11 protein-coding genes and 6 tRNA genes are annotated in these 12379 nt (G+C 52.4%); 2 read left to right on the forward strand and 15 right to left on the reverse strand.

The window, feature by feature from the left end; genetic code table 11:
• Positions 1 to 2: 2 nt before the first annotated feature.
• From ACJJIT_RS12735 to msrB, 15 genes are all read right to left on the reverse strand, one after another.
• Positions 3 to 2078, reverse strand: a complete 2076-nt coding sequence (locus tag ACJJIT_RS12735; RefSeq protein ID WP_444888549.1) for a cbb3-type cytochrome c oxidase subunit I — start codon at positions 2076 to 2078, stop codon at positions 3 to 5.
• Complete coding sequence (locus tag ACJJIT_RS12740) at positions 2075 to 2950, reverse strand: ubiquinol oxidase subunit II (RefSeq protein ID WP_444890781.1); 876 nt, start codon at positions 2948 to 2950, stop codon at positions 2075 to 2077. The genes ACJJIT_RS12735 and ACJJIT_RS12740 overlap by 4 nt, the downstream gene beginning before the upstream one ends.
• A 376-nt stretch (positions 2951 to 3326) precedes the next feature.
• Positions 3327 to 3803, reverse strand: a complete 477-nt coding sequence (locus ACJJIT_RS12745; RefSeq protein ID WP_444898619.1) for a hypothetical protein — start codon at positions 3801 to 3803, stop codon at positions 3327 to 3329.
• An 85-nt stretch (positions 3804 to 3888) separates the two neighbouring features.
• Positions 3889 to 5451 carry a SlyX family protein gene (locus tag ACJJIT_RS12750; protein ID WP_252085293.1) on the reverse strand — a complete coding sequence of 521 codons (1563 nt, stop codon included), beginning with the start codon at positions 5449 to 5451 and terminating at the stop codon, positions 3889 to 3891.
• 292 nt (positions 5452 to 5743) lie between these two features.
• Positions 5744 to 6574, reverse strand: coding sequence for an NADPH-dependent 7-cyano-7-deazaguanine reductase QueF (queF, locus tag ACJJIT_RS12755; RefSeq protein ID WP_444898620.1), 831 nt, complete (start codon positions 6572 to 6574; stop codon positions 5744 to 5746).
• 8 nt (positions 6575 to 6582) lie between these two features.
• Complete coding sequence (locus ACJJIT_RS12760; RefSeq protein WP_444898621.1) at positions 6583 to 7356, reverse strand: ABC transporter permease; 774 nt, start codon at positions 7354 to 7356, stop codon at positions 6583 to 6585.
• Positions 7353 to 8288: an ABC transporter ATP-binding protein gene (locus tag ACJJIT_RS12765; RefSeq protein ID WP_252085290.1), complete on the reverse strand. Its 936-nt coding sequence runs from the start codon at positions 8286 to 8288 to the stop codon at positions 7353 to 7355. Before ACJJIT_RS12765 ends, ACJJIT_RS12760 begins: the two co-directional genes overlap by 4 nt.
• Before the next feature lie 200 nt (positions 8289 to 8488).
• Positions 8489 to 8564, reverse strand: a tRNA-Gly gene (locus tag ACJJIT_RS12770).
• A gap of 39 nt (positions 8565 to 8603) precedes the next feature.
• Positions 8604 to 8679: transfer RNA gene (locus ACJJIT_RS12775), tRNA-Glu, on the reverse strand.
• A gap of 114 nt (positions 8680 to 8793) precedes the next feature.
• Positions 8794 to 8869 (reverse strand) — tRNA-Gly (locus ACJJIT_RS12780).
• A gap of 34 nt (positions 8870 to 8903) precedes the next feature.
• Positions 8904 to 8979 (reverse strand) — tRNA-Glu (locus ACJJIT_RS12785).
• Between the two features lie 118 nt (positions 8980 to 9097).
• Positions 9098 to 9173 (reverse strand) — tRNA-Gly (locus tag ACJJIT_RS12790).
• Position 9174: 1 nt separating this feature from the next.
• Positions 9175 to 9250 (reverse strand) — tRNA-Glu (locus ACJJIT_RS12795).
• A 161-nt stretch (positions 9251 to 9411) separates the two neighbouring features.
• Entirely contained in the window at positions 9412 to 10188 is a 777-nt protein-coding gene (locus tag ACJJIT_RS12800) for a DUF1499 domain-containing protein (protein WP_444898622.1), read from the reverse strand.
• On the reverse strand, positions 10185 to 10607 hold the full coding sequence (gene msrB / locus ACJJIT_RS12805; protein WP_444885496.1) for a peptide-methionine (R)-S-oxide reductase MsrB: 423 nt from the start codon (positions 10605 to 10607) through the stop codon (positions 10185 to 10187). The genes ACJJIT_RS12800 and msrB overlap by 4 nt, the downstream gene beginning before the upstream one ends.
• Positions 10608 to 10733: 126 nt before the next feature.
• Between msrB and ACJJIT_RS12810 the strand changes: the two genes are divergently transcribed.
• Positions 10734 to 11948 (forward strand): pyridoxal phosphate-dependent aminotransferase, encoded by a 1215-nt coding sequence (locus ACJJIT_RS12810; protein WP_444898623.1) that lies wholly within the window; start codon positions 10734 to 10736, stop codon positions 11946 to 11948.
• Complete coding sequence (locus tag ACJJIT_RS12815; RefSeq protein WP_444898624.1) at positions 11948 to 12349, forward strand: hypothetical protein; 402 nt, start codon at positions 11948 to 11950, stop codon at positions 12347 to 12349. Before ACJJIT_RS12810 ends, ACJJIT_RS12815 begins: the two co-directional genes overlap by 1 nt.
• Positions 12350 to 12379: the final 30 nt, after the last annotated feature.

Here is a 12379-nt window from a genome sequence, read left to right on the forward strand (position 1 = left end):
TACTAATGCTCCAACTTAGCGTAGCCATGGTTTTGCGGAGTATTTTCCAGATCCCTGCCCACCGGTTCGGTATTTTTCACTAGTGTCAGCCACTTCTCCGTATCCTGCTGTACCTGACTCGCCGGAATAATTTGCTCACTGTCCCAGCGGAAGGTAGAGGCGATTACCACAATGATAATGGCCAGAACGGAAATCAGGGCCAACCACCACATGTACCAGACCAATGCAAACATCAGGATGCCGCTCAGAGCGCATAGAATAAATCCCAAAGGGTTATTCTTGGGCATCTCTATATCCCGATAGACTTTTGGCGGTAAATAAGCACGCCCCTGCTCCTTAGCCTCATTAAATTCATCCCGGTCCGTTACCCTCGGCAGTTCCGCAAAATTGTAGGAAGGCGCAGGGGCTGGGATCGACCATTCCAGAGAGCGCCCATCCCAAGGGTCCCCCACAGGAACGCGATTTTTCTTGCGATCCCGTAAACTGACCAGCAACTGCAATACCAGGCTGATCAATGCGCATAACACCACCATGGCCCCAATAAAAGCCACCACCATGTAGGGTTTGAAAGTCAGATCCATATAGCTGAATGAGCGCCTTGGCATCCCCAGTAATCCTGCACCATAAAGGGGAAAGAAAGTGAGCATAAACCCGGCTACCCAAAGATATGCCGACCACTTACCCAAGCGCTCATCCAGGCGAAAACCAAACGCCTTGGGGAACCAGTAGTTATATCCGGCCAGCAAACCAAATAGCACTCCTGGAATTAGCACATTATGGAAGTGCGCCACCAAAAACAGGGTATTGTGTACTTGGAAATCTACCGTGGGGTTCGCCAGAATCACTCCAGACAATCCACCGATCACGAATAAAATCAAAAATCCGATGGCGTAAATCATTGGAGTGGTAAAGCGAATTCGCCCGCGATACATCGTCGCCATCCAATCGTAGACTTTGACCCCGGTTGGCACCGCGATCAGCATGGTGGCGATACCAAATACAATATTGATGGTGGGACTCTGCCCCATGGTAAAGAAGTGATGAAGCCACACGGTAAAGCTCAATACGGCAATAGACATGGTGGCAATTACCAATGACTTGTAGCCATATAGGCGCTTGGCGGAGTAAGTCGAGAACACCTCAGAAAAAATACCGTAGGCCGGCAGCACCAACAAATAGACCTCCGGGTGTCCGAACAGCCAAAATAAATTGGCATAGTTCATCATATTGCCACCGAGATCATTGGTGAAAAAGTGAAAATCCAAATAGCGGTCGAAACCGAGCATTAACGCCGCAACACTGAGTGGCGGCATAGCAAAAATCATCAGGATGGAGGAACACAATACCGTCCAGCAAAACATGGGCATACGGAAAAATTTCATGCCCGCAGCACGGCATTTTAAAATGGTGACGGTAAAGTTAATCCCCGTAAGAGTGGTGCCGGCCCCGGAAAATACAATCGCCCACACCCAGTAGTCTGGTCCCACGCCGGGATTAAAGTCCGCCCCCGTATAAGGCGGGTAGGCAGACCAGCCTCCAGTAGAGAATTCTCCCACCACCAGTGAGACCATCAACAGAATCCCAGAAGACACGGTGACCGCCAGACTAATCTGGTTAAGTACTGGGAAGGCAACATCGCGGGCACCAATCTGTAATGGCATTACAAAGTTGACCAGACCCACAACAAAAGGCACGGCAACAAAGAAAATCATAATAGTGCCGTGGGTGCTAAATAGCTGAGCGAAGTGATCTGCGTAGAGAAAACCATCTGGGGCAGCAGCCTGCTGTGCCCGCATCACCATGCCTTCCAGCAATCCTCTGGTCATCATCACCAGTGCAAAGACTATGTACATGATGCCAATTCTTTTATGGTCTGTGCTGGTCAGCCATTCAGACCATAAAGTGCCCCATACGCGAAACCAGGTCAGCAGGGCGAGGATGGCGATGGTGGCAAAAACAACAATGGCACCAGCGGTACTGGCCACCACTTCACTTACCGAAAAATCGGTAAACAGCTTACTGAAAACGATAGAATCCCAGCCCAGCTTTCCCAGCCAGCCATAGTCGGTAATATTCATGGCTGCGCACCCTCTGTTTTATCCTCACCCTGACCAAACTTCACCGTGCCGGGCTGCTCTTCCATACTAAGGGGCTTGCCCGAGTGATATCGCATAACAATGCTTTGAAACAGCTCGGGATCGGCAATGGTAAAATAGAGGGCATTGCTGGGCATTTGAGGCGTGGCCAACTGCTTTTGCATCTCTTTGCGGGTACTTCTTTCAGCCAGGCGATTATAGGTCTGAGCATCCAGCTCAATCCCCCTGGCGCGGACCTGCGCTACCCAGGCCTGAAAATCCTCTTCACTTTTAATCAATACATCAAATTTCTGCTCAGTAAATCCCTTGCCGGTATATTGGGTGTTTTCACCCTGGGTTTTACCATTCTTAGTGGCAATAAAATTGAGTCGTGTGGTCATGCCCGGCATCACATAGATCTGCCCCGCTAACGCCGCAATCCAAAAAGACTGCATCACGGTATCGCTGGTTAAAATCATGGAGACCGGAGTGTGTACAGGAACAACCAGTTCACCTACTGTGGCAATTTTTAAGTCTGGGTAGATAAACAACCACTTCCAGTCCAGTCCCACCACTTGCACTTGGACAGGAGGAAATACGCCTTCTATTTCCTCATAGGGGTCCAGAGCAATGGTTGCGCGCCAAAGCATAAAAGAGAGAACAAAAATCACCATAAAGGGAACACCCCACATGACGACTTCCAAAGGGCCGTAAGACTCCCACTTGGGCGCATAAATACCTTTTCCCTTCTTACGGCGATACTTAAATAGAATAACTGGCACCAGAATAAACACGGGCAGCACCGCTACCATGGTAAGTGCTGTCGCCCAGAAAAAATGGGTTTTCTGTTCATGGGCAACGGGCCCCAAAGGCATCAGAAAACTTTCAGTGGCAGAGCTTGAAGAGGGAATCAAAAAAAGAAAAAGAAATGCGAAAAGAAGGCATACTAACCAGAAGGATCGGTACTCAATACAACCCCAGTAGCGAACCCAGTATTGCACAAACCTGACAGGGGCCACGGTATTCCAATCCATTGCAATGCCTACCGACCTTAGGATTCAGCAGGCATTCCTATCAGATTACCCGCCACAAAAAATTCACCGTACACATAAACCACATCAGGTGCTCAGCACACTCTTCCGTACGGCTCTTCTCACCAGAATAGCTGAACAAATTATGTTTTAACTTCACCTACCCCGCAGGAGGAAATGGTTTGTGGTGGCCAACTCCATGAAACGATGGCATCAGCGCCTAGAAAACACCATCCTTCATCATTTGTTGAATAACGGTTTCCACATATTCCAGGGCATCTCCCTCCCTGGGGCGGCGAATTTCCCCCATCATATAGTTCGCCAGGAAACTTTCAGATTCCAGAGACCAATACACCTCTTCCGATGGCGCAAAATATAAACGAGTTTCGACAATGGCCACTTGAGAGTTGGAAACATTCCTATTCAGTTGTTTAAAGCTGATCAACTGTGTCACCAATAGCGTGTCAAATTGATATTCAGTCAGGACGTCAGCCAGCTCCCCCATCGTGGGAACCTTGCCATCGGCCGCAACATCACTCCATGAGAGGGCATTCACGCCGTAGCTACCCAACTGCTCCACCCAAATACTCTCCACATAGATGCCAACTATTGGGCGAGGAACCAGGGTAAAGGCCAGGACCAAAGTTTTTCCCAGCGAGCGCTCTGCAATCAGCGGCGAATGCCAAGTGTCAGTCACCACTGTTCTCGGTGAATTACAGGAGGTTAAAAAACCGCATAGCAAAATAAAGCGCAACATTATTGATATCGCACATTTGAAACCACTAGAACGAGATACGGCTGGTGAACTGAGTCCGCCAGACTGAACCATAGGCTCCATCTTTGTCCTCCCTGGTTCCATAAAGGGCCTCAACGCCAAACAGCCAATGCGGCGTCGGGGTCCAGGTCAGATTAATACTGCTGTATTGGGTTTGATAAAATGAGGAGCCCGGCTGGAAATCCAGGTTGTCCTGATGCACCAGCCCATAGGTTGCCACGGTATAGAGGCACGGGCTCCACCAGTGTTGATAAGCCAGATACCAACCCAGAGTTGGAATTGCCTCCAGCCGATTATTGACGAAGTCATAGCTCGCGTCGGGGGGCTCATCATCCAGAAGGCTTCCATAGCCATAGCCATAGCTAAAGGAGTAGGAGGCAAAATCCGGCGCAAGCCTACCGGGCATATCAATCACGCCACTTAAATTGATACCCCATCCGGTATCCGAAACGGCAGACTGTGGTTCCCCACTGCCACGCAGGTCCCGCAGGATAAAACTGCCCTGAAAGTTAATGCGGTCTGTTTGGGAAATAACCGCTACCACAAAGTCCGGCCAGCGAGACACTTCCAGTGCATTCTGAAAAACCCGATCAGTTGGCGCATCCAGGGAGACTTGCAGGGTGAGAGTTGGATCATATTTACGGCTCCAACGTGCAACCGGGCGCATGAGCGCTAACAGTGAGTTGGGGCCTTCGTAATCCAGGGTGTTTGGTGAGGCGGTTAAATTACTGAACGTGGACCAGTCGAGGCCCAACCGTAAATCTCCGCCCAGCAAAATATCACTGACCTGGCCGTATGCTTTGCGCAGACGCAGCAGAGGCTCACTGACTGTCGGATCCCGCAGGAAATCCATAGAAAATTCATTTTCGATTAAACGGCCGCCCCAGGGCGTTCTTGACTTGAGCACCAATCTCGATACCTGAACGGAAACATTGGTCTGACCATCCTCACCCTCCGCTGCAGTTCTATTGCTGGTGACAATAGCACTGGTCGTGAACTCAGCCGGGCTGACAATGGCGCCGGTGTCATAGTTAGCATCCAGCTCGGCGAAGCCATTAATTTTTATTCGAGTGCGACTGCCGAGCACAGGGATAGACCCCGGCCAGTCGGTCGGTACACTGGAAATGATTTCTTCGATATCCGTCTGCTCCGGATGCTTTGGGTCTCCCCTGGCCCGAGGGGGCGGTAGGGAGCCAGGCGGGATATCTTTGCGTATGAGCTCTAATTGATCGCGCAAATCATCGAGCGCAACGCCATTCACAGGCTCACTGTATTCTCTCGATGGAGGAACTGACGGCATTGGTACTGCCGGAACTGGCGCAGCCGGGGAATTTTCTGGGGGCCTCGTCCTGCGCAGCTCCTCCACCTGTTGCCGCAAAGCCTCTAGATCAGCCTTTTGCTGTCGGATTTGCGCTTCCTGTGCCTCGAGTTGGCGCTGCTGCGCCTCGATCACCTTCATCAATTGATCGGCTTCAACATAAACCTGGGCATTGGCGGGAGTGGAGGAAATAATTTGGATGAAAACCACAAGCACAGCGGGTAGCGCTGGAGACTGTGTTTGGATTTCCATATCTAGGGGGCCTATGGATCTGTGTAAATCATTGGCGATACACCAATTGCAGCTTATTTACTTTTTATCGAGCCAAGAAAAGTGAATAGCCACTAATGTAACTGTACAGGCCCATTGATAGGCTACATCCAATACACCTGCACCCAAAAAGCTATCCAGGAAAGCTTAGCCCAAGAGGGAACAACGCCACGTGTGACACAAGATTTAAGGCCGGAGTGTTTTAATGCTGTGGGATTTGACGATATTGGCCACAGAAATACCTGAGACCAATATCACCTGTATTAGCAATAATTTACTGACGGGCGAAGCGCGGCGGTAGAGGCTTCTCAATACGGGTGGAGCGCAGCGGGTTGATATCCAGCCCTCCCCTGCGGGTATAGCGGGCACAAACTGTTAACTCGGAAAAGTCCGCAAGGTTTTGCAGATCGCAAAAAATCCGCTCCACGCAGTGTTCATGAAAATCCTGATGCTCACGGAAGGAAATAATATAGGCCAATAGCGCTTCGCGCTGCAGCATCGGCCCCTTGTATTCCACCATTACCGTCGCCCAATCCGGCTGGCCGGTAACCGGGCAATTACTGCGCAGCAAGTGGCTGTAGAGAGTTTCAGTAACCTCCACACCACTCTCTTCCAGCGCCAGCAGTGTCGAGTCCGGCTGGTATTGCTCTACGGCAATATCCAGCTGGTCGAGACAGAACCCTTGCGGCCTCTGCACATCCAGGGAGATATCTTCCACCTCCAGCAGGGTCACTTCCACAGCCATACCCACCGCAGCGCTTAGATCTCGCACCAGGGTATCCTGAACCAGCTGCCAGGAATCAAAGCGGCTTTGGTTAAAGGAGTTTAAGTACAATTTGAAGGACTTGGACTCCACCATACAGGGGCTTTCCGCGGGAAAGCTGAAGCGCGCCACCGCCACTTGGGGTTTGCCCCTGGTATTGAGCCAGGAGAGCTCAAATCCCCACCACTCATCTTCCCCAAAAAATGGCAGGGCGCCAACGGACAGCCCCAGTTGGGCTCGGGAAATGGATCGCTGAATCGGGTGCAGTAGCTCTGGGTTATAGCTGGATTCGTAAACGGTTTCCCGACCCAGCGGGAGGTTCTGCCAATCTTCTCTGCTCATACTCAACCTCAGTGCCTCAATCGCTTGCCGTGACTCATCAGGTAAAGTCCCCAGCTGGCGAGAAGCGCAATAAAAACCAAGACCCCAACAAATGCCCAGGCCACATTAATGTCGGAAACGCCCAGGATTCCATAGCGAAAGGAGTTCACCATATAGAGAATCGGGTTCAATTTCGACAATCCTTGCCAAAAGGGTGACAACAGATCGATGGAGTAGAAAACACCACCCAGATAGGTAAGCGGGGTCAAAACAAAAGTGGGAATAATCGATATGGCGTCAAAGCTGTTGGCATAAATCGCATTGATAAAACCCGCCAGGGAGAATAGCGCCGATGCGAGAAACACAATAGCGATGGTGACTCCCAGGTGTTCGACTCTGAGAGAAGTAAAAAACATCGCTACTAGAGTGACAATCAGGCCTACAACCAAGCCACGCGCAACACCGCCCAGTACATAGCCAGCCATCACCGCCCAATTTGGCGTGGGCGATACCAGCAGCTCCTCAACACTGCGCTGAAACTTAGCACTGTAAAAAGAGGACACGACATTGCCATAGGAGTTGGTGATCACTGACATCATAATCAGCCCAGGTACCACAAACTCCATATAAGGGTATCCACCCATTTCCCCGATACGGCTGCCAATAAGAGAGCCGAAGATCACAAAGTACAACGTCATGGTGATCACCGGCGGCACCAGGGTCTGTGGCCAGATGCGCATAAAGCGGCGCACCTCCCGGCGGAAAATGGTGCTGAAGGATATCCAGGTCAACTTACCGCTCACGAATCCAACCCCTCTTCTTTTTCCTCGGACAACATGGAAATAAACAATTCTTCCAGGCGGTTGGCACGGTTGCGCATACTGGTCACGGTAACGCCCTGGGCCTTGAGCTCGACAAAGACCTCTGTCAGTGACTGCCCTTTTTCTACAGTGATTTCCAGGGAATGATTATCCAACAGGCAGCATTTAAACCCCGTAAGCTCCGGAGCCTTACTTAGGTATTCGCTGCAGTCGAGAATAAATGTCTCGCGGTTGAGAGTCTTCAGCAGGGACTTGATAGAGGTATTCTCAACGATAACGCCCTTATCGATAATGGCGATATTGCGGCACAGGCTCTCCGCCTCCTCCAGGTAATGGGTAGTGAGGATAATGGTGGTACCCCGAGCGTTAATTTCCTCCAGGAAGCTCCACATGGAGCGACGCAGCTCGATATCCACCCCAGCAGTAGGCTCATCCAGAATCAGTAGTTTTGGCTCGTGAATCAGTGCCCGTGCAATCATCAGGCGGCGCTTCATCCCCCCAGACAGCATACGCGCCTGGGTGTGTCGCTTATCCCAAAGTCCCAACTGCTTCAGATATTGCTCTGTGCGCTCCTCTGCCAACTTGCGCGGCATTCCATAGAATCCCCCCTGAGTAGCCACAATATCGAAGACTTTTTCAAACTGACTGAAATTGAACTCCTGCGGCACCACGCCTAAAAGACGCTTGGCAGCGGCAAAATCACTGTCGATATCGACACCAAAAATCGACACGCTACCGGCAGTCTTGCGCACCAATGAGCAGATAATGCCAATAGTAGTGGACTTACCTGCACCATTGGGGCCCAGCAGAGCAAAGAAGTCCCCCGGCTGCACTTCGAAGCTGATCCCTTTCAGGGCCTGGAAGCCGCCTTCGTAGGTTTTTTGCAGGTTATGGATAGATAACGCGGCGGTCATTGTGAATTCCTATGCTGAAGGCGCCATTCAACGTGCTTGCCCGAATAATTTCAACCGGCGGAAACACAGGGAAGCCCAAAGCCGCGGAGGCGGAATTCCAGGCGCACAGTCGCACTCCGGCAATACCAGTGCAAGTAATAAACTTAGAAGCAATATATCGGAAAATAAAAAAGCCGCTCGATTGAGCGGCTTTTTTATTTTGGAGCGGGAAACCGGGTTCGAACCGGCGACCTCAACCTTGGCAAGGTTGCGCTCTACCAACTGAGCTATTCCCGCGTTTTGTGTTGGCCCGGCAGCATTGCTGCCGGGCCGTATTGGCATCCCCAAGGGGAGTCGAACCCCTGTTACCGCCGTGAAAGGGCGGTGTCCTAGGCCTCTAGACGATGGGGACAGAAACTTTGCACTACAACCTCTTCGGTCCCGTGCTGCCACGCTGTCCATGGCTTTGCCACCTCGCGGTGACTTTACTTTTGAATGGGGCCAAAGATCCATCCAAAAATAAAATTGGAGCGGGAAACCGGGTTCGAACCGGCGACCTCAACCTTGGCAAGGTTGCGCTCTACCAACTGAGCTATTCCCGCAATTTGACCCGGTAGCATTGCTACCGGGTCGTATTGGCATCCCCAAGGGGAGTCGAACCCCTGTTACCGCCGTGAAAGGGCGGTGTCCTAGGCCTCTAGACGATGGGGACAGAAACTTGCACTTCGACCTTATGGTCCGGTGCTGCCATGCTGCCCATGGCAATGCCACTGATTTCTCGGTGGCGTGCTTTGTGAGCTGACTAGAGATCATCTCGCAAAGCGGAAACTTGGAGCGGGAAACCGGGTTCGAACCGGCGACCTCAACCTTGGCAAGGTTGCGCTCTACCAACTGAGCTATTCCCGCGTGGCATCCCCAAGGGGAGTCGAACCCCTGTTACCGCCGTGAAAGGGCGGTGTCCTAGGCCTCTAGACGATGGGGACCCAGAAACCTTCTGTCGTTTCGCTGCGTTTTAAAGTGTAGCTCTGCGTCAGAAGTGGGGCGCATTCTATGTACCGTTCGGGATACTGTCAACACCCGAATTGAATTTTTTTTCTTTTATTGTCAGATACTTACCTAACACTGCCGGTTGCGGGAAGATAATTTAGGCGTCAGAGGGCTCTCCGTACTGCTCGCTGAGTACACGCAGGTGCAGCTCCTCAATAAACTCACGGATACGCTTTGCGTTGGCCCCTAGGTCACTGACTCCCACACGGGAACTGGAACGCACGTCCACCCGCGAGCCACCATCATCTTCCGGCCGTACTCGCACCACTATGTCGTCGGTAAAGCCTAACAACAGGGTTCGGTCGGTTGCCTCGAAATGCCCCTTCTCCGGTTCGTAAGACACAATCTTCCAGCCCAGCTTCTTGGCAACCTCCGCCGCCAGCTCAGTGGTGCGGGCTACAGACATATGGACATGCAGTGGATAGATGTCGGAATAGATATCGGTTTCACGCTGCTGGCTCGCCACAGGCTCGCCGCCGTATGCGGCACTATTGTCCCAAGGCTTACGCAAGTCGAGGACTGCTTGGTATGCCGGGGGGTTGCGGGTATCGGTAGTGATATCGTGGATTTTTGGCGCATTGAAATTATCTTTGCCCACCGTAATGAGGGGCACAGCTACTGGCAGCAGTCCCAGCAACGCAGCCCAGAGGGCATTGCTGCGCGCCTGGGGCCTGTGATTGCGCGACCCCCAGACAAACACCAATAAACTCACCAGTGCGACAGTCAGTGCCGCCCCACCCGCGTAGGTAAATATCATGAAGACCAATTCGAAGCGCAGCAATCCGAACCGCAGTGCCAAGCCTGCGAGCACAATAATCCCGAGTAGCCCCCACTGCACCCTGAGTAGCCAGCGACTCCAGTGTACTCTCCTCACTTGCCCTCCTCTTCGCCGTCTTCTTCGTTGAACTCCTGATCCAGCCTCACCGACAAGGAATTAACGCAATAGCGCAGGCCGGTTTCAGTAGGCCCATCATCGAACACATGCCCTAGATGACTGTCGCATTGACTGCAGCGAATCTCGATACGTTCCATACCAAAACTATTATCGGCTAGCTCTCGAATAATCCCCACGCTAAATTCCTCATCGAAGCTGGGCCAGCCACAGTAGCTCTGGAATTTTGCTCCCGCATCAAACAAAACCTCGCCACAACAGCGGCAGCGGTAGAGACCTTTGTCAAAAACATCCCAATATTCCCCGCTAAATGGCGCTTCTGTCCCCCCTTTGCGACAGACCTCAAACTCCTCATCTGTCAGCTGATCTCGCCAGTAGTTATCGTCTTTTGCTTTTGCCATACTGTCTCGTTCCGTTTTAATCGTTCTCGCAGGAGCGGTAACCGCCGCCAGTGGACATCCCGCCTATCGCGCAGCTCGCTCGCGGCTGAGGCTGCTCCTGCCAAGCTACAGGGCTGCCGCACCAACATGAAGGACATCCATAAATCTGAAAAACTGCACGGCGTCTGCTATGAGATTCGCGGCCCGGTGATGGAGCAAGCCCATCGCATGGAGGAGGAAGGCCACCGTATCCTCAAGCTGAATATCGGCAACCCCGCCCCCTTCGGCTTTAACGCCCCCGATGAAATCATCCAGGACGTCATCCACAATCTCTCCCAGGCCCAGGGCTATGTGGAGTCCAAGGGACTATTCGCCGCGCGCAAAGCTATTATGCAGGAGTGCCAGACCCTGGGTATCCAGGGAGTTGAAATTGATGACATCTATCTGGGCAACGGTGTCTCCGAGTTAATCTCCATGGCCACCCAGGCACTGCTCAACAATGGCGATGAGCTGCTGCTGCCCATGCCCAACTACCCCCTGTGGATGGCCGCTACCAATCTCGCTGGTGCCAACCCGGTACTCTACCGCTGTGACGAGGAATCCGGCTGGCTGCCCGATATTGAGGACATAAAAGAAAAAATCACGCCTCGCACCCGCGGCATTGTCGTGATCAACCCCAACAACCCCACCGGGGCTATTTATCCCAAGGCTTTGCTGGAAGAGATTGTAGAGGTGGCGCGCAGCCACAATCTGGTGATTTTTGCCGATGAAATCTATAGCAAGATCCTCTATGACGACGCCGAGTTCACCCCCATGGCCAAACTGGCCCCGGATGTGCTCTGCCTGAGCTTCAATGGCTTGTCCAAATCGTACCGCTTGGCCGGCTTCCGCTCCGGGTGGATGATCATCAGTGGAATCAAGCATCGCGCCAGAGGCTTTATTGAAGGGATGGAAATACTCGCCTCTATGCGCCTGTGCGGCAATGTACCGGCCATGTATGCCGTGCAAACCGCACTGGGGGGCTATCAGAGTATTAACGACTTGATACTGCCCGGCGGCCGCTTGCGCCAGCAACGCGATCTGGCCTACCGCATGCTCAACGACATTCCCGGTGTCAGCTGTGTCAAACCTAGTGGTGCCATCTACCTGTTCCCCAAGCTGCACCTGGACCACCACAAAATCGATAGTGATGAACAGCTGGTATTGGAATTCCTGCGCCAGGAGAAAATCCTGCTGGTACAGGGCAGCGCTTTCCATTGGGACGCGCCCGATCACCTGCGCATTGTCTTTCTGCCCCGCGCCGACGACCTTTCCCACGCAATTGAGCGGTTGGGTTACTTTTTGGAGCGATATACCCGCTGATGTTGGACGATTTACATATCCACGACTTTTATCGTGATGCCGGCAGAATTCTGCTGGCACTGTTTGGCCAGTTCCCCCTGCCCTCCACCATTTACATAGAGGACATTGCCGGGCCAGACACCCCCGACGAATTCGGCCTGCACTCACCACGGCACCTGGCCTGTCTGGGTGCCCTCAGCTGGTTAAAACAGAGCGGTTACATTCACTTCTCCCAGCTGGTGCGCCAGGAAGCTGCGGAGGAAGTGGTACTGAGCCACCGGGGATTTCTGCTGTTGATCAACAAGGAAGAAAATTCTGGCCAGAGTAACGCACAGCTGCTCAACAGCGCCGTGCGCGATGGTTCCTCTGCAAAGTTACAGGCGCTGGTGGAGTGCCTGATGCGGGAGTTTGCCGCACTGTAAATAGAGTGGTTTGGGCATCACCGCTATTTA

It is taken from the genome of Microbulbifer mixtoriginis (SeqCode) (assembly GCF_052467515.1).

Excerpts from the sequence above, each read along its gene's own strand:
- ACJJIT_RS12735 (WP_444888549.1), bottom strand. The coding sequence starts at position 2,078 with ATGAATATTACCGACTATGGCTGGCTGGGAAAGCTGGGCTGGGATTCT.
- ACJJIT_RS12740 (WP_444890781.1), bottom strand. The coding sequence starts at position 2,950 with ATGCCTTTGGGGCCCGTTGCCCATGAACAGAAAACCCATTTTTTCTGG.
- ACJJIT_RS12750 (WP_252085293.1), bottom strand. The coding sequence starts at position 5,451 with ATGGAAATCCAAACACAGTCTCCAGCGCTACCCGCTGTGCTTGTGGTT.
- queF (WP_444898620.1), bottom strand. The coding sequence starts at position 6,574 with ATGAGCAGAGAAGATTGGCAGAACCTCCCGCTGGGTCGGGAAACCGTT.
- ACJJIT_RS12765 (WP_252085290.1), bottom strand. The coding sequence starts at position 8,288 with ATGACCGCCGCGTTATCTATCCATAACCTGCAAAAAACCTACGAAGGC.
- msrB (WP_444885496.1), bottom strand. The coding sequence starts at position 10,607 with ATGGCAAAAGCAAAAGACGATAACTACTGGCGAGATCAGCTGACAGAT.
- ACJJIT_RS12810 (WP_444898623.1), top strand. The coding sequence starts at position 10,734 with ATGAAGGACATCCATAAATCTGAAAAACTGCACGGCGTCTGCTATGAG.
- ACJJIT_RS12815 (WP_444898624.1), top strand. The coding sequence starts at position 11,948 with ATGTTGGACGATTTACATATCCACGACTTTTATCGTGATGCCGGCAGA.